At 58.4% G+C, this 26072-nt stretch carries 28 protein-coding genes and 1 riboswitch; of the genes, 12 read left to right on the plus strand and 16 right to left on the minus strand.

The genetic code is table 11. From position 1 onward, the window contains the following. Nucleotides 1–3: 3 nt before the first annotated feature. On the minus strand, nt 4–294 hold the full coding sequence (locus ACJ8M3_RS03760; RefSeq protein WP_033643389.1) for a hypothetical protein: 291 nt from the start codon (nt 292–294) through the stop codon (nt 4–6). Nucleotides 295–515: 221 nt separating this feature from the next. Between ACJ8M3_RS03760 and ACJ8M3_RS03765 the strand changes: the two genes are divergently transcribed. The 3 genes from ACJ8M3_RS03765 to cspE (ACJ8M3_RS03775) all read left to right on the plus strand — a co-directional run bounded on the left by ACJ8M3_RS03765 (nt 516) and on the right by cspE (ACJ8M3_RS03775) (nt 2600). Next, on the plus strand, nt 516–1550 hold the full coding sequence (locus ACJ8M3_RS03765) for an MBL fold metallo-hydrolase (protein WP_046687259.1): 1035 nt from the start codon (nt 516–518) through the stop codon (nt 1548–1550). Between the two features lie 682 nt (nt 1551–2232). After that, entirely contained in the window at nt 2233–2349 is a 117-nt protein-coding gene (locus ACJ8M3_RS03770) for a DUF2627 domain-containing protein (protein WP_002211058.1), read from the plus strand. A 41-nt stretch (nt 2350–2390) separates the two neighbouring features. Further along, on the plus strand, nt 2391–2600 hold the full coding sequence (cspE, locus tag ACJ8M3_RS03775) for a transcription antiterminator/RNA stability regulator CspE (RefSeq protein ID WP_002221949.1): 210 nt from the start codon (nt 2391–2393) through the stop codon (nt 2598–2600). A 52-nt stretch (nt 2601–2652) separates the two neighbouring features. Here the strand turns inward: cspE (ACJ8M3_RS03775) and pgeF are convergent, their stop codons facing one another. Then, nucleotides 2653–3369, minus strand: coding sequence for a peptidoglycan editing factor PgeF (gene pgeF / locus ACJ8M3_RS03780; protein WP_033650929.1), 717 nt, complete (start codon nt 3367–3369; stop codon nt 2653–2655). A gap of 161 nt (nt 3370–3530) precedes the next feature. On the opposite strand from pgeF, the gene rlmA reads away from it, so the two are divergent. Further along, complete coding sequence (rlmA, locus tag ACJ8M3_RS03785) at nt 3531–4349, plus strand: 23S rRNA (guanine(745)-N(1))-methyltransferase (RefSeq protein ID WP_089197148.1); 819 nt, start codon at nt 3531–3533, stop codon at nt 4347–4349. Between the two features lie 62 nt (nt 4350–4411). On the opposite strand, the gene mntP is transcribed toward rlmA, so the two are convergent. From mntP to manX, 5 genes are all read right to left on the minus strand, one after another. Beyond that, complete coding sequence (gene mntP / locus ACJ8M3_RS03790; protein ID WP_025159822.1) at nt 4412–4981, minus strand: manganese efflux pump MntP; 570 nt, start codon at nt 4979–4981, stop codon at nt 4412–4414. A gap of 11 nt (nt 4982–4992) precedes the next feature. Then, nucleotides 4993–5175: riboswitch (yybP-ykoY riboswitch) on the minus strand. A gap of 218 nt (nt 5176–5393) precedes the next feature. Continuing rightward, nucleotides 5394–5852 carry a DUF986 family protein gene (locus ACJ8M3_RS03795; protein WP_033643385.1) on the minus strand — a complete coding sequence of 153 codons (459 nt, stop codon included), beginning with the start codon at nt 5850–5852 and terminating at the stop codon, nt 5394–5396. Between the two features lie 54 nt (nt 5853–5906). Further along, nucleotides 5907–6749, minus strand: coding sequence for a PTS mannose transporter subunit IID (locus ACJ8M3_RS03800; protein ID WP_033634889.1), 843 nt, complete (start codon nt 6747–6749; stop codon nt 5907–5909). Nucleotides 6750–6764: 15 nt separating this feature from the next. Next, a complete protein-coding gene (locus ACJ8M3_RS03805; RefSeq protein ID WP_033634888.1) occupies nt 6765–7565 on the minus strand; it encodes a PTS mannose/fructose/sorbose transporter subunit IIC in 801 nt (266 codons plus the stop codon). Nucleotides 7566–7621: 56 nt separating this feature from the next. Then, nucleotides 7622–8581 carry a PTS mannose transporter subunit IIAB gene (gene manX, locus ACJ8M3_RS03810; RefSeq protein WP_042784756.1) on the minus strand — a complete coding sequence of 320 codons (960 nt, stop codon included), beginning with the start codon at nt 8579–8581 and terminating at the stop codon, nt 7622–7624. 562 nt (nt 8582–9143) lie between these two features. Between manX and ACJ8M3_RS03815 the strand changes: the two genes are divergently transcribed. Next, the gene (locus ACJ8M3_RS03815) at nt 9144–10688 is read left to right on the plus strand and encodes a TerC family protein (RefSeq protein WP_033643383.1); all 1545 of its coding nucleotides are present in this window, start codon (nt 9144–9146) and stop codon (nt 10686–10688) included. 16 nt (nt 10689–10704) lie between these two features. On the opposite strand, the gene ACJ8M3_RS03820 is transcribed toward ACJ8M3_RS03815, so the two are convergent. The 4 genes from ACJ8M3_RS03820 to pabB all read right to left on the minus strand — a co-directional run bounded on the left by ACJ8M3_RS03820 (nt 10705) and on the right by pabB (nt 16318). Then, nucleotides 10705–12291 carry an EAL domain-containing protein gene (locus ACJ8M3_RS03820; protein WP_089197147.1) on the minus strand — a complete coding sequence of 529 codons (1587 nt, stop codon included), beginning with the start codon at nt 12289–12291 and terminating at the stop codon, nt 10705–10707. A gap of 267 nt (nt 12292–12558) precedes the next feature. Then, nucleotides 12559–13923, minus strand: coding sequence for an L-serine ammonia-lyase (sdaA, locus tag ACJ8M3_RS03825; RefSeq protein ID WP_033650934.1), 1365 nt, complete (start codon nt 13921–13923; stop codon nt 12559–12561). A 446-nt stretch (nt 13924–14369) separates the two neighbouring features. Continuing rightward, nucleotides 14370–14948, minus strand: a complete 579-nt coding sequence (locus ACJ8M3_RS03830) for a CoA pyrophosphatase (protein ID WP_033644292.1) — start codon at nt 14946–14948, stop codon at nt 14370–14372. Beyond that, on the minus strand, nt 14945–16318 hold the full coding sequence (gene pabB / locus ACJ8M3_RS03835) for an aminodeoxychorismate synthase component 1 (protein ID WP_046688496.1): 1374 nt from the start codon (nt 16316–16318) through the stop codon (nt 14945–14947). Before pabB ends, ACJ8M3_RS03830 begins: the two co-directional genes overlap by 4 nt. Before the next feature lie 526 nt (nt 16319–16844). On the opposite strand from pabB, the gene ACJ8M3_RS03840 reads away from it, so the two are divergent. Then, the gene (locus ACJ8M3_RS03840) at nt 16845–17846 is read left to right on the plus strand and encodes a glycosyltransferase (protein ID WP_197775494.1); all 1002 of its coding nucleotides are present in this window, start codon (nt 16845–16847) and stop codon (nt 17844–17846) included. A 70-nt stretch (nt 17847–17916) separates the two neighbouring features. Beyond that, entirely contained in the window at nt 17917–18156 is a 240-nt protein-coding gene (locus tag ACJ8M3_RS03845; RefSeq protein ID WP_033643378.1) for a YoaH family protein, read from the plus strand. Nucleotides 18157–18190: 34 nt separating this feature from the next. On the opposite strand, the gene purT is transcribed toward ACJ8M3_RS03845, so the two are convergent. Next, on the minus strand, nt 18191–19369 hold the full coding sequence (purT, locus tag ACJ8M3_RS03850; protein ID WP_033650935.1) for a formate-dependent phosphoribosylglycinamide formyltransferase: 1179 nt from the start codon (nt 19367–19369) through the stop codon (nt 18191–18193). A 246-nt stretch (nt 19370–19615) separates the two neighbouring features. On the opposite strand from purT, the gene cspE (ACJ8M3_RS03855) reads away from it, so the two are divergent. The 5 genes from cspE (ACJ8M3_RS03855) to yebF all read left to right on the plus strand — a co-directional run bounded on the left by cspE (ACJ8M3_RS03855) (nt 19616) and on the right by yebF (nt 22545). Next, a complete protein-coding gene (gene cspE, locus ACJ8M3_RS03855; protein ID WP_004927572.1) occupies nt 19616–19825 on the plus strand; it encodes a transcription antiterminator/RNA stability regulator CspE in 210 nt (69 codons plus the stop codon). A gap of 147 nt (nt 19826–19972) precedes the next feature. Then, complete coding sequence (dbpA, locus tag ACJ8M3_RS03860; RefSeq protein WP_198772317.1) at nt 19973–21355, plus strand: ATP-dependent RNA helicase DbpA; 1383 nt, start codon at nt 19973–19975, stop codon at nt 21353–21355. 88 nt (nt 21356–21443) lie between these two features. Continuing rightward, nucleotides 21444–21767, plus strand: a complete 324-nt coding sequence (locus tag ACJ8M3_RS03865; protein WP_033643375.1) for a YebG family protein — start codon at nt 21444–21446, stop codon at nt 21765–21767. A 39-nt stretch (nt 21768–21806) separates the two neighbouring features. Next, nucleotides 21807–22115 carry a N(4)-acetylcytidine aminohydrolase gene (gene yqfB, locus ACJ8M3_RS03870; protein WP_004927562.1) on the plus strand — a complete coding sequence of 103 codons (309 nt, stop codon included), beginning with the start codon at nt 21807–21809 and terminating at the stop codon, nt 22113–22115. A 70-nt stretch (nt 22116–22185) separates the two neighbouring features. After that, nucleotides 22186–22545 carry a protein YebF gene (yebF, locus tag ACJ8M3_RS03875; protein WP_089191905.1) on the plus strand — a complete coding sequence of 120 codons (360 nt, stop codon included), beginning with the start codon at nt 22186–22188 and terminating at the stop codon, nt 22543–22545. Nucleotides 22546–22602: 57 nt separating this feature from the next. On the opposite strand, the gene ACJ8M3_RS03880 is transcribed toward yebF, so the two are convergent. From ACJ8M3_RS03880 to ACJ8M3_RS03895, 4 genes are all read right to left on the minus strand, one after another. After that, complete coding sequence (locus tag ACJ8M3_RS03880) at nt 22603–23166, minus strand: lipoprotein (protein WP_016927416.1); 564 nt, start codon at nt 23164–23166, stop codon at nt 22603–22605. 152 nt (nt 23167–23318) lie between these two features. After that, nucleotides 23319–24959 carry an ABC1 kinase family protein gene (locus ACJ8M3_RS03885; RefSeq protein ID WP_195879925.1) on the minus strand — a complete coding sequence of 547 codons (1641 nt, stop codon included), beginning with the start codon at nt 24957–24959 and terminating at the stop codon, nt 23319–23321. Between the two features lie 33 nt (nt 24960–24992). Continuing rightward, nucleotides 24993–25640: a glutaredoxin 2 gene (gene grxB / locus ACJ8M3_RS03890; protein ID WP_060660622.1), complete on the minus strand. Its 648-nt coding sequence runs from the start codon at nt 25638–25640 to the stop codon at nt 24993–24995. Nucleotides 25641–25767: 127 nt separating this feature from the next. Further along, nucleotides 25768–26016: a hypothetical protein gene (locus ACJ8M3_RS03895; RefSeq protein WP_033643371.1), complete on the minus strand. Its 249-nt coding sequence runs from the start codon at nt 26014–26016 to the stop codon at nt 25768–25770. Between the last annotated feature and the right edge of the window lie 56 nt (nt 26017–26072).

A 26072-nucleotide genomic window follows, 5' to 3' on the forward strand; every position in this document is an offset into this window, starting at 1 on the left:
TCGTCAGCTGCGCGGCATAAAGGCGCGCCCCTCACCGTCACCCCGTCCCAGCAGTTTCCGGCACAGCAGCAGCAGGGTGCTGATGACGTCGATGGTCACCACGCTGAGCATCAGCAGGGTCAGCATGAAGAACCCGAGCAGCGAACCGCCAAGCAGCACCAGCGGTGCAGGCACGCGCACGCGGCGCAGCTTCATGGCGAAATACATTTTCCAGTATTGCTTCTGCGCCAGCAGCGCGCTGCGAATACGGCGCCCCAGGCCTGCGCCTGATTTGCGGGATGTCGAACGACTCATAACTTCTCCTTTTCTGTATGCCCTACAAGTCAATCACAAAGTTCTTAAGAGAGTCTTAACGGGCTCTTGGCGGCCCTGGCTGTCTCACCGAAGTGAGACAACAGCATACGGCAAAAGCTCCCTCAATGCAGCGCACGGCTGACGAAGTGCGAGCTTCATCGGGTTTGTTACACTGAAAGTCATGCCCGTGCAGGGCGCTGAGGGTCGGGAGAAGACGCTGGATGAAAAGAATCAACCGTTATTACGACGCGGCCAAGGCGCATCACACGCCGGAGGGATTTCGCAACCCGGAACCTTCGCGGCGTCAGGAGGGGGATCTTCAACGTTGGCAAGATGAGCGCAAGCGCCAGGGGTTGCCCAAGCCGCCGCAGCAGGGCTACGCGCAATTTACCGAACGCTGGTGGCAGCCAGCCGATCTCAGCGGCAGTGGCGACAGCGTCTGGTGGTTGGGGCATGCCTCGATGCTGCTGCGGTTGAGCGGGCGCTATATCCTGATCGATCCGGCGTTGTCCCAACGCGCATCGCCACTGAGCTTTTACGGCCCGAAGCGCAGAACGCCGCCGCCGCTGACGGTGGAGCAACTGCCGGCGGTGGATGCGGTGCTGATCTCCCATAACCATTATGACCACCTTGACAGGCGCACGGTGCGGCAATTGGCGCGGCGTTTCCCTCAGGCCGAGTTCATCGTGCCGCTCGGCTTGAAGCGCTGGTTCCGCCGTTATCGGCTGAAGGTGCATGAGCTGGACTGGTGGCAGAGTCTGCCGTTGGGCGAGCTGACGGTCTACGCCACGCCGGCGCGGCACTGGAGCATGCGCACGCTGTGGGATCGCAATCGCTCGCTGTGGTGCGGCTGGGTGATCCACCATCCGGCGCTGCGGTTTTATTTTTCCGGTGACAGCGGCTATTCGGAACGGTTGGCGGAGATCGGTCAACGGCTGGGGCCGTTCGACGTGGCGGCGCTGCCCATCGGCGCCTATGCGCCGCGCTGGTTTATGCAGGAACAGCATATGGATCCGCAGCAGTCGGTGACGCTGTACCGTCAACTGAATCAGCCGCGCGCCATTCCCATTCATTGGGGGGTGTTCGAATTGGCGGATGAATCGCTGGACGAGCCGCCGCAGCAGTTGAACCTGGCGTTGAGTGAAGCGGGGCTGGAGCAGCATCAATTCCATCCGCTGAAGATTGGCGAGCGCATCGCGTTGCAGGGCTCACCGTCTGCGTTACCTCATCACCCGGCGGCGCTGCGGGATGAATAAAACCAACGGTTTGAAAGCGCGGCTGTAATTAGCCGAATTGATAAGCGCGGGTGGTGATTCAAATAACCCCCTTGTTTTCAGGATTTAATTCAACGTTGAACTTTCGTTATTGATAAGACTATTCCGGCTATTGAGGTTAATGATATTCGGATTATTTATGATGAACCCACCGGCAAGCGGGAGAGGTGTCGGCGCTTTGCATGTTTATGCATCCGTTGTGCAGGGCGGATGCGTCACCGCTGGCCCGTTCGCCGTGCTCGCCCGCGCCGTTTGGCGGCAGGGCTGAAAGCCGATGATGAATGGGCTTTCCGGCGGTAAATGGTCGGAGGAGCGATGAATAAATTGGCCCCCGTTCATCGATATTCAAATGTTGCATATCAAATTCCATAAAGATTCAAATTTTTTAACGCTATAAGCGGCAAAAAAGCGGAAATGACGAGACAGATAGGCGTCAATACGATGAAAGTTTTGTTAAAACGCCAGCAGAATGCGGGGTCTGGCGCAGTGATTTTAGCAAGCAGAAAATAGCCGATGCTTCAACATCTTTTGGCCTATTTAAGCAAATGTGGCTCTCGACCGTTTCAAATATGTGCGACATGTCGTTCAGTGATTAAAAATGGCTTGCCATCGCATACAGAGTATGTGATAACGCATCTGGGTAAAACGAGGTACAGTTCTGTATATGTGTGGCATTTTCAGTAAAGAAGTTCTGAGTAAAGACGTTAGCGTTGAATACCGCTTCTCTGCCGATCCTTATCTTAGTGCCTCAAGCAGTAACGACTCTAGTTTGTCTATGTAACGCCTACGGGCGGTTTAAACAATCCAAAGGAAATACTCAAGATGGCAAAGATCAAAGGTCAAGTTAAGTGGTTCAACGAGTCTAAAGGTTTCGGTTTCATCACCCCGGCTGACGGCAGCAAAGACGTGTTCGTACACTTCTCTGCAATCCAGGGTAACGGCTTCAAAACCCTGGCTGAAGGCCAGAACGTTGAGTTCGAAATCCAAGATGGCCAGAAAGGCCCATCTGCAGTAAACGTTACTGCTATCTAATCAGCGTCAGCTGTACAAAAAGCCCGCCTTCGCGCGGGCTTTTTCGTTTCCGTCATTCGGCGACGATGACGATGCCGGCGTACTGGTTGCGGCCTTTAATGCCCGGATGCGTCGGATCCTGCGCGCGCCGATGGCTGTTGCGGCGATAGCTGGTGTATTTGAAGCGCTGCGGCCGCTGCGGATCGACGTCCGGCGTGCAGATAGTGCAACTGCCTGAGCGGTCAACGGCGGCGAAGCCGAGCGTCGTCAGCTTGTATTCGGCGATCGCGGCCAGATCCAGATGCCGATAGTGCGGGCTGATCAGCGTAGCGGGCAGCGGCAGACGCTGTTTAAAGTTTTCCACCAGCGCTTCGTCAACTTCGTAACAGCACGGGCCGGCGGCGGGGCCGATGGAAGCCACCCAATCGGCGGTGTCGCCGTCCTGGCGAATGCGGGCCGCCATCTGTTCCAGAATACCGTCCAGCAACCCGCGCCAGCCGGCGTGCACCGCCGCGATGGCGCCGCCGTCACGACGGCTGAACAGCACCGGCAGGCAATCCGCCGTCAGCACGCTGAGCAGAATGCCGGGCTGGCGCGTGTAGAAGCCATCGGCCTCACCGCACGCCTGCGCCGGTTGCAGCACATCGACGATGCGGGTGCCATGCACCTGCTTCTTTTCCGGCAATGTGGCGCTGTAGGGCAGCAGATGCCCCGGCAGCAGCGCGAGTTTGCTGCCGAAGCCGTGCTGAATGTGGGGCACCGCATCGAGCAGCGCGGAACGATCGCTCATAAATTATTTTCACCTGCGTGAGAAAACAGACTCTCAGTGTAGCCAGCTTTTTCCCCGCTTGGCCAGGTGTTGTTGGCGATGAAAGCGAGCGGGGATGCGCCTTGCATCAAACCGGCGCCTTCTTTAGACTAGCCGCGCCCTGTCTCTCTGGAAGCCCATTCATGTCTTATCAATGTCCCCTGTGTCATCAGCCGCTGCATTTTTCGTCTCAACAATGGCGTTGCGACAGCAATCATCAGTTCGATCAGGCCAAAGAGGGCTACGTCAATCTGCTGCCGGTACAGCACAAGCGATCGAAACAGCCGGGAGACAGCGCGGAAATGATGCAGGCGCGGCGCGCGTTTCTCGACGGTGGGTATTATCAGCCGCTGCAAGCGCAGGTGGCCGAGTGGCTGGATGTGGCGCTGGCGGCCGATGCTGGCGCGTTATTGGACATAGGCTGTGGGGAAGGGTATTACACCGCCGCCGTGGCCTCACGGCTGGCCCAGGGGCGCAATATGGCGGTCTACGGGTTGGACGTCGCGAAGGTGGCGATCCGCTATGCCGCCAAACGTTATCCGGCGGTCTCGTTCTGCGTCGCCTCCAGCCACCGTTTGCCGTTCGCCGACGGGGCGCTGGATGCGGTCTTGCGCATCTACGCCCCTTGCAAGGCGCAGGAGCTGGCGCGGGTGGTGAAGCCGGGCGGCGTGGTAGTGACGGTTTCGCCGGGCCCGCGTCATCTGTACCAGCTGAAAGAGCGGGTGTACCCGCAGGTGCAGCTGCATGCCGAACAGGACGAACAGTTCGATGGGTTCGACTGCGAGCGCAAAGAGGCGCTGGCCTATACGATGACCTTGCCGGGCGCGCAGGCCGCCAACCTGCTGCAGATGACGCCGTTCGCCTGGCGCGCCACGCCGGAGGTGCAACAGCGGTTGGCCGAGGGCGGGGAGTTTGTGTGCGAGACGGATTTCGTCCTGGCGTTGTACCGACGTCGCGCTTAAAAGGCGCGCGTCCAGAAACAAAAAAACCTGCCGCGGCAGGTTTTTTTTGCAGTTCGGTCGCCTCAGGCCAGGTAGCCGAGGTGTTCCAGCAGGATGTTGACGCCAATACCTATCAGCACCACGCCGCCGAGGATCTCGGCGCGTTTGCCGAGCAGCGGGCCGATAAAGCGGCCGATCATCATGCCCAGCGTCGCCATGATCATGGTGGCGCAGCCGATGGCCATCGCGGTGTGCACGATATTCACCTGCAGGAAGGCCAGGCCGACGCCGATCGCCATGGCGTCGAGGCTGGTGGCGATGGCGGTGGCGACCAATAACCAGAAACCATGGCGTTTGACCTTCTCTTCTTCGTCGGGCCTGTTGCGCACCCCTTCGACGATCATGCGCATGCCGAGAATGAACAGCAGCGAGAAGGCGACCCAGTGGTCCCATTCCATGATGTATTGGCTGGCGAACAGGCCGATGGCCCAACCGATGAGCGGGGTGATCGCTTCCACCACGCCGAAGATCAGGCCGGTGCGGATCGCTTCGCGAAAACGGGGTTGATGCAGGCTGGCGCCTTTACCGATCGAAGCGGCGAAAGCATCCATGGACATGCCGAAAGCGAGAATAAGCGTTGCTGAAAGGTTCATGTGAAATAGCCTCGGCCGGGTGGCTCCATATACACGTAACCCACCCCCAACCAAACGACGGAGTTACGTGCCTATGGTCTCGCCAACCTTACCTGGCTGCCCGCACCACGTTTCATACGGCGAAACGAGTATGTTGATACGGGCGTTTCTGGTTTTTATTCTCCAGAAACCGGCTACTCCCCAATGACGGCGCAACCATACCATATTATTTCAGCCATCGACAACCTTATTATTTGGCAATATTGGTTCTTAATTGAGACTCGTTTTCATTAATCTGAGTTCATGCGGGAATATAATGTAGCCGGGGGTAACAATGTTGCGGAAATAATAGTCAGAAAGGAAATGGCGCTGCCGATTAATTGTCCACAAGCAGCGCGGGGTTTGAGCGATAACGGAATGGATTTATTTTTATTTATTGATTATCAACGAAAAAGTGATAAATCTTCTCCAGGTCGTCCAGGTGAGTTACCTGAACCAACAGCCGGCGCTGTTCCAGGTCGATGGCCAGAATGCCATCCTCCGATAAATTCATGGCTTTAATGCGGTTATATTCGACAAACACATTGGCGAAGAAAAAACCGTGCGCTTTAAACACCATTTTGGGCGAGCGAATATAAGCGATATAGATGGCGAGCAGCGCCAAAGAAATAAGCAGGTAAGTGGTTAATGCCGCGCCGTTGGTGGTGACGTTGCGGTAAATCAGAATGGCGATCAGGCCGACGAAAATCAGGCTGTCGAGCCGGTTGCGGCGTTTGAGCGGCACTTTGAGCCGCGTTTTGCCTTTCAGCAGATCCATTCCGAATTCGTCATACAGCGAATACAGCAACAGCAGGGCGATGAACAGCATCAGTACGGCGTCGGTCAGTGACATCTCTTGCTCCACACATAAAAAAGCCGGGGGTTGCCCCCCGGCCGTTTCGAACGATTACAGGCCCAGCAGGCCAATCCAATAGCCAAAGATACCGATGACGAAGAAGCCGATGATGATCCACAGCGCGTTGACTTTCTTGCGCAGCAGCCACATGCAGGCGAAGGTCAGCAGCAACGGCACCAGGCCCGGCATCAGCTGGTCGAGGATAGTCTGCACCGTGGTGACGTTGGTATGCCCGGTCTGGTCGGTTATCTTGGACACCACCAGCGGGATATTCACGTGCGTCCACTTGTTGACCAGCGCCCCCATCACAAACAGGCCGAGAATGGACGCTCCTTCCGTCAGTTTTTGCAGGAAGCCGCCGCCCATGTCGTTGACGATATCCACCCCTTTACGGTAACCGTAGGCCACGCCGTAGTAGCGGGTCAGCAGGCGCACCAGGTTGAACAGCACGAAGAACAGGATCGGTCCGAGCAGGCTGCCGCTCATGGCGATGCCGGCGCCGAGCGCGGCGAACACCGGCCGCACGGTGCCCCAGAAGATCGGGTCACCGACGCCTGCCAACGGCCCCATCAAACCGACCTTGATGCCGTTGATCGCGCCGTCGTCGATCGGCGCGCCGTTGGCGCGTTGCTCTTCCATCGCCATGGTCACGCCGAGCACCGGCGCCGCCACGTAAGGGTGCGTGTTGAAGAATTCGAGATGGCGTTTGATCGCCTGTTTGCGATCGTCATTGTTTTCCGGATACAGGCGACGGATCACCGGCACCATCGAGAAGCAAAAACCCAGCGCCTGCATGCGTTCGAAGTTCCATGACCCCTGGAACAGGTTAGAGCGCAGGAATACGCCGCGAATGTCGGCCGGCGTGAGTTTCTTTTGAGCAGTTGTATCAACCATTTCTCTCACCTATTCCTAGTCGAGTTCGTTATCGAGATCGTTCGCGTTAGCCGGGCCGGCCTGGACAACCTGAGATTTGTTGTATTTCGGGCTGAGCTGGATATACAGCACGGCCATCACCACGCCGATGACGCCGAGCGCCACCAGGTTGAAGTTGGTGAAGGCGGCGGTAACGAAACCGAGATAGAAGAACGGCATCAGGTAGCCGGCGCGCATCATGTTAATCACCATTGCGTAACCGACCACGACGATCATGCCGCCGGCGATGTTCAGGCCGCTGGTGACCACTTCCGGGATCGAGTTGAGCAGGGCGTGTACCCCGGCGGTGCCGACCGAAATGGCGACGATGACCGCAGGGATGGCGATACGCATCGCCTGCAGCAGCAGGGCGCCGATATGGATCCAGGTGATGGCGCGCAGGCTGCCGCGCTCCGCAGCGCTGTCCGCCGCGTGCTGGAAGGCCACGGTGAGGGTACGCACGATGATGGTCAGCACCTGGCCGGCCGCCGCCAGCGGAATGGCCAGCGCGATACCGGCGCCGACGCTCTGCCCACCGGCGATGACCAGAATGGTCGAGATGATGGACGCCAGGGCGGCATCCGGCGCGACCGCCGCACCGATGTTCATCCAGCCGAGGGCGATCATTTCCAGCGTACCGCCGATGATGATGCCGGTTTTCATGTCGCCGAGGATGAAGCCGATCAGGGTACAGGCGACCAGCGGGCGGTGGAACTGGAACTCGTCGAGGACGGAACCCATCCCGGCGATACAGGCAACGATAAATATCAGCACAATCTGAAGAGTGGTGATCTCCATTGCACTTCTCCTATGACCAAAAAAGCTCTGAGTAAAATAATCAGCGGCTGGCGCCACTAATTGAGTTTGTTAATCAGGTCCATCATTTTTAGCCGGCTGTCGGACGAGACCTTACGCACCTCCAGCTCGATACCGCGGTCGTTCAGCTTCTTAAACGCTTCGATATCTTTTTCATCGACGGAAACGGCGTTGTTCACCTGGGTTTTCCCCTGACGGAACGCCATGCCGCCGATATTGACGGATGTAATCTCCACGCCGCCTTCCACCAGACGCCAAACGTCGGTCGGGTTGGTGAATAACAGCATCACGCGATCGTTGGCGTATTTCGGGTTGTTCCAGACGCGGATGGCCTTCGCCACGTCCACCACGTGAGCGGTGACGCCCGGCGGGGCAACCTGGGTCAACAAGGTCTTGCGCACATGGTCGGCGGCGACCTCATCGCTGACGACGATGATGCGGCTGACGTTGGTCTCTTTGGTCCAGCGGGTGGCGACCTGGCCGTGGATTAAGCGATCGTCGATACGCGCCAGGCCAATTTTCATGTGATCGTTCGGCCCCAACGGCGCCTGAGGAGCAGCGGCTTTCGGGGCGGGTGCTGCGGGTTTTGCGGGTTCTTCTTGCGGTTTTTTCAGCGCTTTCACGCCTTCACGGCCGGTTTCCAACGCCAGCGCCACCAGTTCATCGAAAGCGGGGTTATCGTCCCGCGCCATGAAGGTTTCCACCAGCATCGGAATGTTGACCCCGGTGACGACCTCATAGTTGTCTTTATCGACCGCAATGCGGCTGGCGGCGTTGAACGGGCTACCGCCCCAGGTATCCACCAGGAACAGCACGCCGCCGCTGGTATCCAATCCACTGATTTTTTCGTTGTACTTGACGATTAACGTTTCGGCATTCTCACCGGGAACGAAGTCTATAAAGGCGACGTTGTCCTGCTCGCCCAATAGCATCTCCGCCGTTTTCAGCAGTTGTTCCGCTGCAGCCCCGTGTGTGCCGATGATAATAGCTATTGCCACTCGCTACCTCCTCGTTGAACTCCAGGCACGGTGTATATCGTTCTTCCGTGCCGTCTTGGCAGTCACTTCCGCGGTTCAGATACATTATGGTAGAAAAAAAGAAACGCACGCCTAACATTTCTCACGCAGTTTCAAATGCCTGTGCGCGATACTTCACGAACGCGTCATTTATTTTAGTGAGTGAAAAAATATTTTTTGTGACGCTGCTCCGCTATTCAATGCTCGGATAAATCTTAGCGGTCGTGGGCGAGATGACAGGGCGCAACCTTAAACCGCCGTTGAAAAAGCCGCTTTGTCCGCCAGAAAAATCCTGATACAGTAATTTCCTCTTTCATCACTAAGGAGTGAAGGGCCTCAGCCCTCCCTATGGACTGTCACCGAAGTTACTGTTTTTCCAGGTTTCACCCGCCACCTGCTGGCGTTACATATGCTGTTCGGCCGCTCGGCCACCACCCGGTAATCCCATCCCGTCACCTTGCTATTGTCGACTGCGCCCATGCAGCGGCGGCATCGTCACGTCTGAGCCTCCTGCGCTCGTTCCCACTTTTCTCTGGAGTCTGATATGGAATTTTTAATGGACCCCTCTATTTGGGCGGGGTTGCTTACGCTGGTGGTGCTGGAAATTGTGCTGGGCATCGACAACCTGGTGTTCATTGCCATTTTGGCCGACAAGCTGCCGCCGAAGCAGCGTGATAAAGCGCGCATCATCGGCCTGTCGCTGGCACTGCTGATGCGTTTGGGCCTGTTGTCGGTGATCTCCTGGATGGTGACGCTGACCACGCCGCTGTTCAGCGTCGGCGATTTCAGCTTCTCGGGCCGCGATCTTATCCTGCTGTTCGGCGGGGTGTTCCTGCTGTTCAAGGCCACCATGGAGCTGCATGAACGGCTGGAAGGGCAGACGCACCAGGACGGCGCCAACCGCGGTTACGCCAAGTTCTGGGCGGTGGTGGTGCAGATCGTCATCCTCGACGCGGTGTTCTCGCTCGATGCGGTGATTACCGCAGTGGGCATGGTGAACGATCTGCCGGTGATGATGGCGGCGGTGGTGATCGCGATGGCGGTGATGCTGTTGGCGTCCAAACCGTTGACTAACTTCGTTAACGCGCACCCGACCATTGTGGTGCTGTGCCTGAGCTTCCTGTTGATGATCGGCCTGAGCCTGATCGCCGAAGGCTTCGGCTTGCATATTCCTAAAGGTTATCTGTACGCCGCGATCGGCTTCTCGATCCTGATTGAATTGTTCAACCAGATCGCGCGTCGCAACTTCATCAAGCATCAGGCGCGTCGCCCGATGCGCGAGCGCACCGCGGAAGCGATCATGCGCCTGATGGGGCAGCAGCGCGCGCAGCAGACGGACGATGCGGTCGCCTTGCCGCGGGATGAAACCTTTGCGGAGGAAGAGCGTTATATGATCAGCGGCGTGCTGACGCTGGCCTCGCGCTCATTGCGCAGCGTGATGACGCCGCGCACCGAGATTTCCTGGGTCGATTGCGAGCGCTCCCGCGAAGAGGTGCGCGAACAGCTGCTGGACACGCCGCACAGTCTGTTCCCGGTGTGCCGCGATTCGGTGGATGAGATTGTCGGCGTGGTGCGCGCCAAGGATCTGCTGGTGGCGCTGGAGCAGGGTGAAGATATCGCCGAGTTCGCCGCCCGCACGCCGCCGATCGTGGTGCCGGAAACCATGGACGTCATCAAGCTGTTGGCGGTGCTGCGTCGCGCCAAAGGGCGTCTGGTGGTGGTCACCAACGAGTTCGGCGTCGTGCAAGGGCTGGTGACGCCGCTGGACGTGCTGGAAGCGATTGCCGGTGAATTCCCGGACGAAGATGAAACCCCGGACATCGTGGCGGAAGGCGACGGCTGGCTGGTGAAGGGCGGGACCGACCTGCACTCGCTGGAACAGGCGCTGGCCTGCGATGACCTGGTGAGCCCAACCGCGGACTACGCCACCCTGGCGGGGCTGCTGTTGGCCCACTACGGCCAGATGCCGGTGGTGGGGGATACTATCGAGCTGAACCACCTGCGTTTCGATATCGTCGACGTCTCCGAATACCGCATCGAACTGGTGCGTGTCACCCGCGTCGTCTTTGACGAGCCGACGCAGTCGTAACCCGTTCGCCGGAGGCTCAGGCCTCCGGCGGATCCTCTTGCGCATGCCTGACGCGCGATTCGTACTGTTGCAACCATAGCGGGAAAACGTGGATCGGCATCGGTTTGGCGAAATAATACCCCTGCAGGGCATTGACCTCGCGTGAGCGCAGATAGTCAGCCTGTTCCGCCGTTTCTACCCCTTCAGCCACCAACTTCAGCTTCAGCCGCTGCGCCAGCGTAATGATGGTGTCGGTCACCGTGGCGTTTACCGCGTCGGTGCCGATGGCCGCGGTAAACCCGCGGTCGATCTTCAACACGTCCGGGCTGAGGTTTTTCAGGTAGCTCAGCGAACTGTGGCCGGTGCCGAAATCGTCGATGGCCAGCATGATACCCATGTCTTTCAGCGTCCGGATCTGGTCATGCTGGATGGCCGACAGCGCGGTGCGCTCGGTCAGCTCCAGCATCAGTGACGGCATTGGGTGCGCCGGCAGCCAAATCTGGCGGATATCGTCGATGATGTTGAGCGTTTTAAAATGCTCGGCCGCGACGTTGATGCTGATATAGAACGACGGCCGCGGCGGGAACAGCTGCAGATTTTCCGTCACGGTGTTCATCAGATAGCGGGTCAGCGGAATGATCAGCTCATGCTGCTCGGCCAGCGGGATAAACACGTCGGGCGAGATCCACCCCTGCCGTTTCTTTTTCCAACGCAGCAGCATCTCGACGCCGGCGCAGCGGCCGGTATCGCTGTGAATGATCGGTTGGCAGTAAACGCGGAACTCCCGGTGGGTAATGGCATGACCGATGTGATAAGACAGGCTCATACGGTTAGCGGTGAGCAGGTAGACCACGTAGGCCGCCAGCAGGCTGATCAACAGCGCCAGCGGAATATGGCGCGGCAGTGCGGAAAACGCCAGCATGCCGACCTGCGGGCCGAACAGCGAAATCGAGAACGGGTACCGCTCGGAACCGGCGGTGTAACGCAGGTCGTTGGTCAGGGTGTCGCGGCGCAGGATTTCACGGCGTCCGTATTCCAGGCTGCTGTCGGCTACGTTCAGCACCATTCGCTGAACATAAGGCTCCTGCGGTTCGAGTAAAAAGTTCGATAACAGCTCGATATTGAAGACGTGCAGCACGCCGCTGGTTCTATCGCCGGGGGAGGGTGTCCACATCACCAACGTGGGCAGTCCTTTGCTCACCGCCAACGAAGGGCGCAGCGCCAGCTTGACGTTGCTGTTGACGAAAATCGGCAGCACGGCGGCCAACTGATAATGACGGGCGCCAAACAGGCTGGAGCAGTAGATGATGCCATTTTTTACCAGCAGCATGGCGCGCAGCGCCTGATTTTGCGCAGCGCGAAAGCGTAGGGTCGATGAGACGTTCTCGCAGGGTTGTTCCAGCATGTCCATACTGCGTTCCGCCTGCAGCTGCGCGGGGGACAGCAGCTGGTCAATCTTGCCGACGGTGCGGGTGGCCAACGTTTGCTGGCTCTGCTCGATGCTTTTGACCTCTTGATAGTAACGGGTATACAGCGATACCAACAGAATAGCCGCGCCCACCGCTCCGGCCAGCAGCCAACGGTAGTAACGATATTGGGACGCGGCGAGGTGGGTCATCAACATCCGGTAAATCCTTGTTCGGTAATCCAGCTCCGAGTCACGGTCAGGCCATAGATCCTTAAGTTGCGCTCGGCTAATTCTAGCCTGAGGTTATACAAGATTGATGGTAACTCAGTAAATTATTTCGATTTGGCAAAACAGAAGGTCAATTTGCAGGCTAACCGCTGGATCGATGAGAAAAATGCAGGATTTTTTCTGGTGACATTGTCACAAAAACGCTCAATGAATTGATTACCCATAAAAAACCCCGCCGGGTGGCGGGGTTGTCGGTCAGTCGCATTGCACCTTGATAGCCAGGCCGCCGCGTGATGTTTCTCGATACTTGGCGTTCATGTCTTTGCCGGTTTCATACATGGTCTCGATCACCTTATCCAGCGAAACGCGCGGTTCGCTGGTGCGGCGCAGGGCCATGCGGGCGGCATTGATCGCCTTGACCGAGGCGATGGCGTTGCGCTCAATGCACGGCACCTGCACCTGGCCGGCGACCGGATCGCAGGTCAGACCCAGGTTGTGTTCCATGCCGATTTCCGCCGCCACGCATACCTGCTCAGGGCTGCCGCCCAGCAGTTCGGCCAGGCCGGCCGCCGCCATGGAGCAGGCCACGCCGACTTCACCCTGACAGCCGACTTCGGCGCCGGAAATGGAGGCGTTCATCTTGTACAGCGCGCCGATGGCGCCCGCCGCCATAAAGTAGCGGATATAGATGTCCGGGCTGACGGACTCGATGAAGTGATCGTAGTAAGCCAGCACGGCAGGCACGATGCCGCAGGCGCCGTTGGTCGGCGCGGTGACGACGCGGCCGCCGGCGGCGTTTTCTTCGTTAACCGCCAGCGCGAACATGTTGACCCAGTCGATCACGTTCATCGGATCGTTGGACAGTTTGTCCGACGCCACCAGCATGCGGCGCAGCGCGGAGGCACGGCGCGGCACGCGCAGCGGGCCCGGCAGCACGCCTTCGGTGTTCAGACCGCGATCGATGCAGGCGCGCATGGTTTGCCAGACGTTACCGAAGTAGGTGTCGATCTCTTGCTTGCTGTGCAGCGCCAGTTCGTTCTGCATCACCATGCCGGACAGCGACAGCCCGGTATCGCGACAGTGGTCGAGCATTTCGCGCGCGGAATTGAACGGATAAGGCATTTGCAGTTCTTGCTCGGCGGCCTTGCCGAAGTTCTCTTCATCGACGATGAAGCCGCCGCCGATAGAGTAATAGGTCTTGCTGTACACTTCTTTATCGCCGGCGAAGGCGTGGACCTGCATGCCGTTTTCGTGCAGCGGCAGGTTGTCGCTGCGGAAGACCATGCCGCCGTCGCGCGGGAAATCGACTTCATGCAGGCCGTTGGCCAGCATCAGGCGTTGACGTTGTTCTACATCGCGAATAAAACCCGGAATGCTATCGATATCGACGGTGTCCGGCATGTTGCCGGCCAGGCCGAGAATGATAGCGATATCGGTATGGTGACCTTTGCCGGTCAATGAGAGTGAGCCGTAAACGTCTACGGCAACACGCGTGATAGAAGGCATCAGGCCTTTATTTACCAGATCGTCGACAAACTGTTTGCCGGCTTTCATCGGTCCAACCGTATGAGAGCTGGACGGGCCGATGCCGATCTTAAACATGTCGAAAACGCTAATCACGCTAAAACTCCTTAAAGAGACGTATTGTTATGGCTGCGGCGGTTAAAAACCGCGCAGGGAACAGCGATATTGTAAAAGGGCCGTGCGGGTTCGGCTGCCTTTTTCGCATGAAATTAAATAATCCGTGGTGTCGCTTTTTTTACTGATTACCCGGGGCGAACCCTTGTGCGGGGCATCCGCTTTCGCCCAAGCTCCATTAACGGTAATCGCGCCAGCTTTCCTTGCTGAACGCCGCCGGCTTAATCCCTGTTTCTACAGTGGTTTATCTCGGACGGTGGTATTTTACAGGTATTTCGTAAGGTTTAAGAGAGGGTTTACAGTTTTTTTAAAACCATTCAACCGGAACGGTAGTTGAAAAAGCGATCAAATGAAGTGATTTCGATCGCTTTACCCGCAGCGGAGGCCGGCAACCGTGCCAGATTGCGAGTCAGATCACGCAATGCCGGCTAAATACTGACTTGCTGCGCCAGGCGGCGAATGATGGCGGCGGTCAACCCCCAGATAAACTGGCTGTGGTACCAGGAAAGGTAAATCCGGTGCGTATGGCCGGCGCGATGAATGTCCAGCGGGTAGTAACGCGACAGGGTCAGCGCCTCCCGCAAAGGCATTTCAAACACGTCAGCCACTTCGCCTTCGTTGGCGCGGAACTGCACGTCCGGCGAGACCAGGCCGACGATAGGCGTGACCTGAAATCCGGTGCTGCTGTCGAGCGGCGCCATTTGGCCGAGTATGGTAACCGCCTGCGGCGGTATCGCCACTTCTTCCTGCGCTTCTCGCAGCGCCGTTACGATCGCCGACCCGTCTTCAGCGTCGGTTTTACCGCCGGGGAAGGCCACCTGGCCGGCATGTTTGCGCAGCGAGTCGGCGCGGCGGGTCAACAGCAGCGTTGGCTCGGCGCGACAGACGATCGGGATCAGCACCGCGGCCGGGCGCACATTGTGCGAGATCTGCGCCGCCTGCGGCAGCTGCAGTTGGAAACGGCTGATAAAGGCGTGCAGTGAGGCCGGTGCATTTGGTGGGATCACGATTGGGCGCACTCCCCGAGCTGCGGCAGAATGCGGCCAACCTTGTCGAAGGTCTCCTGATATTCCGCCTGTTCCTGGCTGTCCGCCACGATGCCGCCGCCGGCGGAGCAATGGATGCGGCCGTTTTCGGTGACGAGCGTGCGAATAGTGATGTTGGTGTCCATGGTGCCGCAGGCGCTCAGGTAACCGATGCTGCCGCAATAGGCGTTGCGACGCTGCGGCTCCAGTTCTTCGATGATTTCCATCGCCCGCACCTTGGGCGCGCCGGTGATCGAGCCGCCGGGGAAGCAGGCGCGCAGCAGTTCGGTCGCCGAGGCGGTGTCCGGCAGGGTTGCGGTGATGGTGCTCACCAGGTGGTGCACCGCCGGGAACGGCTCCACGATGAACAGTTCCGGCACGCGCACGCTGCCGGGCTGGGCGACGCGGCCGATATCGTTGCGCAGCAGATCGACAATCATCAGATTTTCAGCGCGATCTTTGGGCGAACCGGCCAAACGACGAGCCTGTGCGGCGTCTTGTTCCGCGTCCGCCAGCCGCGGCAGCGTGCCCTTGATCGGGCGGGTTTGGATGCGCTGCTGCTCCAGCCACAGGAAGCGCTCGGGAGAAACGCTCAACACGCTGTTGTGAGGCAGACGCAAGAACGCGGAGAACGGCGCGCGGTTGCTGGCGCTCAATTGGCAAAACGCCTGCCATTCATCTCCCTGATAGTCTGCGGAGAATCGCTGCGCCAGATTGATTTGGTAACAGTCGCCGCTGCGCAGGTAGTGCTGAATGCGTTGGAACTTCTCGCCGTACTGCTGCCGGCTCATATTGGCGCGCCAATCGCTCAGCAGCGTGAAAGGGCGTGCCGCAGGCGCGGTTTGGCTATTGAGCCAGCGCCAGCGCTGTTCCACGTCGCCATAGCTGAGCAGCGTCAGCGTTTGCAGCCGGTGGTCGGCGATCAGCGCCCAGTCATAAATGCCCACCGCCATGTCCGGTAAGGCGAGGTCGGCTTCGGCCAACTGCGGCAAGCTTTCCACCCGCCGCCCAAGATCGTAGCCGAACAGCCCCAGGGCGCCGCCCTGAAACGGCAGATCCGGATTAAAGGCCGGTTGCCAACCTTGCGCCACCATCTGCTGTTGCAACAACTCAAACGGATCTTGTTGCGACCGTATTGTTACGTCGTCACTTATGATTTCTGTGGTGGCGCCATGAGTCGTGAGAGTAATGCGCGGCTGCGCGACCAGAATATCGAAGCGGTTGTGCGAATGGTCGGCAAAGCCCGAGTGCAGCAGCATCGCCCAAGGCTGCGATGAAAGCGGGGCAAAAAGCGTCATCAGGGCGCTGCGATGGTAGGGCAAAGACTTTATGTTTGGGGCGGTTACGCTCATGAACGTCAATAAACCTGGCTGTGAAGACGGCAATATCTGGCGGCTAGTGTGCCATAGACGGCCATGGCATGCATGTTTTGCCATGCGAGACATGCAGCACACCTCACATAAACGGCAGTTCAATAAACCTGAAATAAGGCATTTTTTGCGCCATTGTTTATACTTCGATATGTTAAAAATTTAACGTCAAAATAACTGGAAGCATTTTTCACCGAGGGCGCAAGACCCGAGAAATATAAAGACAACTCGTTAATTTCACACTTTTATTGTTGCTCGTTGTTATTAAGCGGGCGATGCGAAACGGTTTTGCCTGTGTTTTTTAAGGTGGCCGTCTTGTGAAAGTTATTCCTTGTTGTGGAACGCTTTTCTTGTAGAAAGCATGAAAAGACAAACAAGATGAATCTTATTTGGCTCGCGGCGGAAATGTGAATGTTCGCGTCATATTTTCGCTCGGGCGCTGAAGCGATTTCTATTTTTCAAAAAAATAAAATTATCATTTTGTTACATTATTATTGAAGAGCTGCCTATGTCGTTAATGCTGAGCGTCATCGTCCCGATGCACAATGCGGGAGAACTGTTAGAGCCTTTCCTGGCTTCGTTGCTTGCTCAACGAGAACAGCGGTTGGAGGTGATCATCGTCAACGATGGTTCCACCGACGGTTCGGGGGAGGTCGCCCACCGCTATGCGGCGGCGCATCCGCATATTCGGGTTATCGATCAGGCGAACGCCGGCGTTTCCAGTGCGCGTAATGCCGGGCTCGCCGTTGCCCGAGGAAAATACGTGGCGTTTCCCGACGCTGACGATCTGTTGGCGCCGGAAATGTATTTCACGCTGCTGGAGCAGGCCGAACAGTACCAATTAGACGTGATGCAATGCAATGGCGAACGCTATTTTGCCAGCCAGGACGAATTGCAGCCGATTTTTCCTCAGGAGCGTTTACGCACCACTGATGTTATCACTGGCGTTCAATGGTTCGAACGCGCGTTGAAATCGCGAAAGTTTATTCACGTTGTGTGGTTGGCGATATATCGTCTCGATTTTATCCGCCAACATCGGCTCTATTTTGAACCGGGCTTACATCACCAGGATATTCCCTGGACGACGGAGGTCATGTTTAATGCCAAGCGGGTCAAATATTTAAGCACGCCGCTGTACCGCCAACGGGTGCACGACAAGTCGATCAGCAATCGCCGCCGCACCGGCAAGGCTAACGTGGATTATCAGCGCCACTATATGAAAATCGTCGAAATGCTGGAGCGGCTCAACCTGCGTTATGCGAGCACCATCGCCATTCGGCCGGCGTTCCATTGGCAGATCACCCGCGAAGCGCTGGGGATTTGCCACAGCATTCGCCGTGAGCCGGATCCGGCCGCTCAGAATCAGATTACCGAGGAGTTTTACCAACGTGGCATCGACAGAGCGATGCTCGCCAATGCGCGCGGCGTGAAGCAGGGGTGGCATGTCATGCTGTGGCGGCACCGTTTAAAGCAGTGGCGCAACGATAACGGCTGTTCACAGCCGGCCTGAGGCACAAGACGTTGGGATCCGCCGCGTTAGCGCGTATACTCCTTCTCCCTTTTGCCGGAGAGAACGACACATGCATGCAGGTATGCCATTACTGAGCCACGCGGAGCAGCAGGAAGCGGCGGATCGCATCCATCAGCTGATGGAACAGGGCATGAGCAGCGGTGAGGCCATTGCTCGCGTTGCGCAGGAAATTCGTGAGAAGCATCAGGGCGCGCATGTCGCGGTGCTGTTCGATGACGAAGACGAACAGCAGGATGCCGCGCCGGAGGCGTCGCGGGATGACGATGCTGAAGAAGACGAAGACTATTGATGTTATCGGGGCCGCGCAAGCGGCCCCGTCAGTTTTAGCGGTTGACCGCCACGGCGGCGGCGGCCTGTTTCGCCAGCTCCACCGCGAGTTCCGTGGTGTCCGCCGTCGCCAGCGCTACACCCAGGCGGCGCTGGCCGGCGATTTCCGGCTTGCCGAACAGACGCAGCTGGTTGTGCCCGCGCAGCGCGTTTTCCAATCCGCTGAAGCGCACATCGGTGCTGGTGAGCTGTGGCAGGATCACCGCCGAAGCGGAGGGGCCGAACTGGCGGATAGCGCCGATCGGCAAACCGAGAAACGCGCGCACGTGCAGGGCGAACTCAGACAGATCCTGTGAAATCAACGTGACCATGCCGGTATCGTGTGGGCGTGGCGACACTTCGCTGAAGATCACGTCGTCGCCACAAACGAACAGCTCCACGCCGAACAGCCCGAAGCCCCCCAGGGCCTTCACCACTTTCTCGGCGATAGCCTGGGCCCGGCTCAGCGCCGTAGCCGACATGCGTTGCGGCTGCCAGGACTCGCGGTAATCCCCATCCTCCTGACGGTGCCCGATCGGCTCACAGAAATGCACGCCATCCACGGCGTTGATGGTCAGCAGCGTAATTTCAAAATCAAATCTTACCAGCCCTTCGACGATCACCCGGCCACCGCCGGCACGGCCGCCCTGTTGGGCGTAATCCCAGGCGCTTTGCAGCTGTTCGGGCGTGCGGATCAGGCTCTGGCCTTTGCCGGAAGAGCTCATCACCGGTTTGACGATGCACGGGTAGCCGATATGCTCAACCGCCTGGCGGAAAGCGATTTCACTGTCGGCAAAGCGGTAGCTGGAGGTGGGAAGACCGAGCTCTTCCGCCGCCAGACGACGGATGCCTTCACGGTTCATGGTCAGGCGCGTGGCTTCGGCACAGGGCACTACGCGGTGGCCCTGGCGTTCAAGCTCGACCAACATGGCGGTGGCGATCGCTTCGATTTCGGGAACGATATAGTCCGGCCGCTCGTGTTCGATGACGGCTTTCAACGCGTCACCGTCCAGCATATTGATGACGTGGCTGCGGTGCGCCACATGCATGGCCGGCGCATCGGCGTAGCGATCGACGGCGATCACCTCCAGACCGAGGCGCTGGCATTCAATGGCGACTTCTTTACCCAGCTCGCCGGAGCCGAGCAACATGACGCGGGTGGCGGAAGGGCGCAGGGCGGTTCCAATCGTTAACATAGTTTCGTACCTGGATCGGTGAAAGTAAGCGGATTGATGATCGGCGGGCAGTATATACGAAAACGATTGCGCGCGCAGCCGCCGCGCCGGTTTTGTTGCTAACTGGCTGTTTTTATAACAAACAGAAATATTTGCCCTGTATGAGCGATTGTGCGTTAATAACCGACGGCGAAAGAAGGCCTACTTATTTAAAGGTTTTCGCGTCTCGTGCCGTCAAGGCAGGTTTATCAAGTAAAGGAAACACAAATGAGCAAGATCACTGGTCACGTTAAATGGTTCAACGAAAGCAAAGGTTTCGGCTTTATCACCCCTGCCGACGGCTCTAAAGACGTTTTCGTTCATTTCTCCGCTATCGTCAGCGATGGTTTCAAGACCCTGGCTGAAGGCCAGCAGGTTGAGTTCTCCATCCAGGACAGCCAACGTGGCCCAGCCGCAGCCAACGTCGTTGCGATTTAACGACTGCGTTGCCAAGAAACCCGCCGCCGGCGGGTTTTTTTATGCCCGCACCCCGTAACGCCGCCCATCTCTGTTATCATTTACCGCTGATTCGGCGCTTACCTGCGGGCGCGCCGCCATTCCATTCGTCACATAAGAGTTATCGCCGTGAGCACAGTTTCTTTTTCTTCCCTGCCGCTGCCAGCCGAACAGTTGGCCAACCTCAACGAACTGGGGTACGCCGAAATGACGCCGGTACAGGCCGCCGCATTGCCCGCCATCCTGCAAGGGCGGGACGTGCGCGCCAAGGCGAAAACCGGCAGCGGTAAAACGGCGGCCTTCGGCATTGGTCTGCTGAACAGTATCGTCGTCGGTCAGGTCGCCACGCAGGCGCTGGTGCTCTGTCCCACCCGCGAGCTGGCCGATCAGGTGAGCAAAGAGCTGCGTCGCCTGGCGCGTTTTACGCAAAACATCAAGATCCTGACGCTGTGCGGCGGCCAGCCGATGGGGCCGCAGCTCGATTCGCTGGTGCATGCGCCGCACATCGTGGTGGGGACGCCGGGCCGTATCCAGGAACACCTGCGCAAGAAAACGCTGCAGCTGGACGAGCTGAAGGTGCTGGTGCTGGATGAGGCCGATCGCATGCTGGACATGGGGTTCGCCGACGACATCGACGATGTGATCAGCTATACGCCGCCGCAACGTCAGACGCTGCTGTTTTCCGCCACCTACCCGGCAGGCATCGAGCGCATCAGCGCGCGCGTTCAACGCCAGCCGCTGAGCGTCGAGGTGGACGATGGCGAAGCGCAGACCTCCATCGAACAACGCTTTTATGAGACCACGCGCGATCAGCGCCCAGCGCTGCTGGTGTCGGCCATTCGCTATCATCAACCCGCGTCCTGCGTGGTGTTCTGCAATACCAAGCGCGACTGTCAGACGGTGCTTGAGGCCCTGGAGGCCCGCGGCATCAGCGCGCTGGCGCTGCATGGCGATCTGGAACAGCGCGACCGCGACCAGGTGTTGGTGCGTTTCGCCAACCGCAGTTGCCGGGTATTGGTGGCGACCGACGTCGCCGCACGCGGGCTGGATATTAAAGAGCTGGAGCTGGTGGTCAACTACGAGCTGGCGTTCGATCCCGAAGTGCATGTGCACCGTATTGGCCGTACCGGCCGCGCCGGCATGAGCGGGTTGGCGATCAGCCTGTGCACGCCGCAGGAAATGGCGCGTGCGCACGCGATTGAAGACTATCTGCAGATGAGCGTCGACTGGTCGCCGGTGTCCGAGCTGAGCGGGGCGGCCAACGGCTCGCTGGAGGCGGAAATGGTGACGCTGTGCATCGACGGCGGCCGCAAGGCGAAGATCCGTCCCGGCGATATTCTCGGGGCGCTGACCGGTGATGCCGGGCTGACGGCGACGGAAGTGGGCAAGATCGATATGTTCCCGGTGCATGCCTATGTCGCGATCCGCAAAGCCAGCGCGCGCAAGGCGCTGCAACAGTTGCAGCAGGGTAAAATCAAAGGCAAAAGCTGCAAGGTGCGGCTGCTGAAATAAGCCGAAGGCGGGCGGCGGTTTGCCTTCCCGCCACGATCTATTTATACTGTATATAATCACAGTAATTTGAGTATTTGAGGACGCACGCATGGCGGTTGAAGTTAAATATGTGGTGGTGAGAAACGGTGAGGAAAAAATGACTTTCGCGAGCAAGAAAGAAGCCGACGCCTACGACAAAATGCTGGATCTGGCGGACAACCTTGGGGAGTGGCTGCAGCAGGCGCCGCTGAACCTGGATGACGAACAGCGCGAAGGGCTGAGCTTCTTCCTGGCGGAAAACAAGGATGCGCTGGGCCTGATTCTGCGCGGCGCATCGCCGGCGGAAACCCTCAAGAAACCGGCGGAAAGCAAAGCGAAAAAAGCGGCCTCTACCCCAAAAGAGGGGTCTGCGTCAGAAAAGCAGGCGGCATAATGACTTATGTTGCGGTGTTGTGATGAAAAAGGATCTAAAATGAGCCGTGAAATAACTTTCTTCAGCCGCTTTGAGCAAGACATTCTGGCCGGGCGTAAAACCATCACCATTCGGGATGCCAGTGAATCGCATTTTGAACCGGGCGAGGTATTGCGCGTTAGCCGCAATGAGGACGGCGTATTTTTCTGCTTTATCGAAGTGCTGTCGGTAACGCCGGTGCGCCTGGATGCGCTGACCGAACGCCACGCACAGCAGGAGAACATGTCGCTCGGCGAACTGAAGCAGGTGATCAAGGAAATCTATCCGGGCCTGGATGCGCTGTTTGTCATTGAGTTCGTCAAACGGTAACCCTTTGCCGAAGCCCTGTTGTGAGCCAGGGATGGGCGCCCGGATAGCGCTAATCACAACGGGAGGACATATGAAAAAAACGGGTTTGGCTATCGCCTTGTTGGCCATGATGGGAGCATCGACGACGGTGTGGGCGCAGGATCACGAACAGCGCACCGCCAAGGTGGGGCAGTGTGCGGGCCTGCAGCCGGCGGATATCGCCGCCCAGGTCAAGCGCGACTTCTTGCAGAACCGCATTACGCGCTGGGAGTCGGACAAAAAGCTGCTGGGTACCGCAACGCCGATTGCCTGGGTTAGCCCGGATGCCATCAGCGGCAAGGATCAGGTATGGCAGGTGCCGTTGACGGTGCGTGGCACCAAGGCAGATAAAACCTACAACGTGACACTCAACTGCAACACCGGCGAAATCGCCTACAGCGCCCCGCAGTAACGCTTTCCCGGCAGTAAAAAGCCCGCCGAGCGGCGGGCTTGATGTTCTCAGGCGGCGTCAGTCGCTGAACGGAATCACCAATTCCCCCGGTTTCACTTCCAACCCTTTCGCCAGTTTTTTCGCCAGCGCTTCGGTTTTGCTGTTGTCAGGATTCAGCACATAAGCCGGCTTTTGGTCGAAGTAGGATTTCAGCGACTGGTTCAGATACGGCGTCAGCGCTTTCATCACCGTCTGCATTTTTTCCGGCTGCACGCTGTAATCGGTCAGCTCCATGTCCTTCAGGAAAATGGCGCCCTGCGCCCGGTCATAAACCGGCTGCGCCTTCAGCGTCAGCTTCAGATCAGCGGTCTGCGGGCCGAGAATCGACGTGATGTTGACCTTGGCGTCGCCGGAAAGGGTGACTTTACCCGGTTCGCTGCGGCCGATCTGGCTTTGCAACTGAGTCAGCACGATGTTGGCGTCCAGCAGGCCGGGCACGCCGATTTGCTTCTGATAGTCGTTATGTTTCTGCAGATAGTCATTCACTTCCTGCTCACTCAGGGTGTACTGGGTCAGTTGATTGCAACCGGCCAATACGCCGGCGAACAGCAGGGCGGCTGCGCCCATCAGGATCTTCTTCATTAATGCCTCATTGCGACTGCTGGCGAAAAGTGCTGCAGATAATTGATTAATCATTATAAACGCTCCGCCTGCGCGTGAAAACGGCAGGCGGCGGTATGGCGGGAATAGTGCGCGTAAAACAGGGCGAGACCTATCGGATAACGCCGAAAGCGTCAGCGCCGTAATCGCAGCGCCAAGAGGATCACGCCGGCCAGGCAGGCTGCGCCTCCCAACAACGGGAACAGCGGAATGCCCCACAGCCGCAGCGACGAATGCATCAGATAAGGCGCCAGCCCCAGGGCAAAAGCGGCGGTGACGATGGCGATGGCTAGGGTAACGGCGCTGCGCTCCAGCGCTTTGCTCAACTGACCGAGGTTCTTGACGTTAATGTCGGCATTAAGCTGCCCGCGTTTCAGGCGGCGCACCAACAGCCGCAGGGTTTGCGGCAGCTCCTCTCCGGCGTCGAGCGCTTCCCCGCCCAGGGTCAAGAGCCGTTGGCGCACGGCGTCAGGGGCATAACGTTGCAGCACCGTTTGTTGCAGCATCGGTTTGAGCGTGGCGACGATGTCAAAGGCCGGATCCAGCCGGTGCAGCACGCCGTCGGCGGTGATTAAGGCCTTGAACAGCAGCACCAGATCCGGCGGCAGCGCCAGCTGGTGCTCACGCGCCATCACCAACAGGTCAGTGAGGGCTTTGCCGAGCGTTAGGGTGGCGGCGGCCTGCTTGTCGAGAAAGTTTTGCGCCGCCAGCTCCAGGTCCATCAGATCCAGCGGTTCGCTGTCCGACCAGGCGATCAGCGTGTTGACGATGCCTTCGGACTGACGATCGGCGATGGCCTGCAGCAGCAGGAGCAACTGGTTGCGCCGCCGTTCGGACAACTGACCCACCATGCCGAAGTCGATGAAGCCGACGCGATCGCCGCTCAGCGCCATCACGTTGCCGGGGTGTGGATCGGCGTGATACAGCCGGTGCTCCAGCACCATGCTCATAAAGGCGCGAGCGCCGCGCCGCGCCAGCAGCGGGCCGTCAAATCCCGCTTCCGCCAACTGCCGGGGGTTCTCCGGCGCGGTGCCGGGCAAGTATTCCTGCACTAACAGACGCGGAGAAGACCATTGCCAATAGATTTTCGGCACGACCACGTCGGGTTCACGCGCAAACATGCCGGCGACGCGATCGCAGTTATGCCCTTCATGGGTCAAATCCAGTTCATGATTGAGCGCCGTCGCCAGCGCTCTGACCATCTGCCGTGGTCGATAGCGCGCCAGCGCCTGACTCTGCTGCTCCACGGTTTCCGCCAGCGAGGCCAGCAGCCGCAGATCGGCGTGAATGGTTTTTGCCAGGCCGGGGCGCAGCACTTTCACCACTACCTGTTCGCCGCTGTGCAGGCGCGCGCGGTAAATTTGCGCCATTGACGCCGCGGCCAGCGGTGTGCGATCGAATTCGGCAAACAGCTGCTCGGGATCATCCCCGAGATCGGCGATGATCTGCGGCGCCAGCATTTCCCATGGCAACACCGCCGCCTGGCTGTGCAGACGATCCAGTTCGTCGGTCCAGGCCGGATCCAGCAGGTCAGAACGCGTGGCCAGGATCTGGCCGAATTTGACGAAGGTTGGGCCGAGCGCCTCGAGCGCTTCGCGCAGCCGCTGAGGAAGGGGCTGCGCGCTCTGCCGTGCGGGCTCACTGCGGGCGCCACGCAGCAACGCCCCCAGGCCCAGCAGGCGCAGAACGTCTTGCAAACCATAACGAATCAGAACGGAAGTAATTTCCTTCAGCCGCGCCCGATCGCGAGCGGTGGCGAGCACCATTTTCAGCATCAGTACGCCATATCCTTTTGTGACTGTCGAACGTTATTGTTCCATATCCAGCAGCAACGGCACTTCGCTGCGCTGCGCCATGCGGTTGCGGTAGGCTTCCACGTTGTCCGGCAGGGCAACCCCGGCGACGATCGACAATGAGCGCAGCAGCGGGAACAGATGAATATCGTCCTCAGAAAGCTCGCCGTTCACGGCGTCGGCGGAGACGATCAGCGGTGACAGCGTTTGCAGGTCGGCCTCCAGTTCGGCGATCAGATCGGCGCTGTTGGCGAGATGCTCGGCGAAATCACCGATTGACGCCTGCTTTTTATCGATAAAGTAACGGCGGGCGCTGTCGGTGGCAAATTCTTCGAAATCGGCATGCGCAATACGCGGCAACAGCAATTTTGCCGCATAACTGTCGACCCGGCGCAACCACTCGGCGATGGCCGGGGTGGTGCGGCCGGTCAGCACCGGTTTGCCGTCCAAGCCATCGACATAGCGCACGATATCCAGGCTTTCCGGCATCGCTTCGCCGTCGTCTTTGATCAGGATCGGCACCATTTTTTTGCCAATCAGATTGAACGGGGTCGTCTCATCGTCGTTGAGCAACGTGACCAGGCGAATCGGCAGATGTTTCAGGCCGAAAATCATGCGGGCTTTAACGCAGAATGGGCAATGATCGTAAATGAACAGTTTCATGCTTGCTCCGGGTTGTCAGGTTTTAACAGCAATAGTTACCACAGCTTATCGAGGCTGTCTTGAAACGCGTGTGTTGGATGGTGCGTTATTGCGATATTGCCCGCGCAACAGGCGCGGGCGAGGGGTGCTATTTCTTGACCGGTACCGAGTTGAGCACATCGATCAGGTGAATGCGGGCTTGTTCCAAATCGATCTGATCGCGTTCGTTGGCGGCGGTGACGACCTGCAGCTGTTTGATAATATCGTTTTTCAGGCCGGCGTCGCTGGCGAGGATATGCGCCAGCGCCTTTTCCACCAGGGTGGAGCGCGCATAAATCATGCGCAAGTTCAGTATCATATGTTCGAGTAGTTGCGGTAATTTGGCTTCTTCGCTCATGCCGACGGGCTCCTGTGGGTGTTTTTACTAACAGGATAGCAGCTGTTGCCGATTCG

It is taken from the genome of Serratia sp. CY55921, from assembly GCF_052167655.1.
Taxonomy (GTDB): domain Bacteria; phylum Pseudomonadota; class Gammaproteobacteria; order Enterobacterales; family Enterobacteriaceae; genus Serratia; species Serratia ureilytica.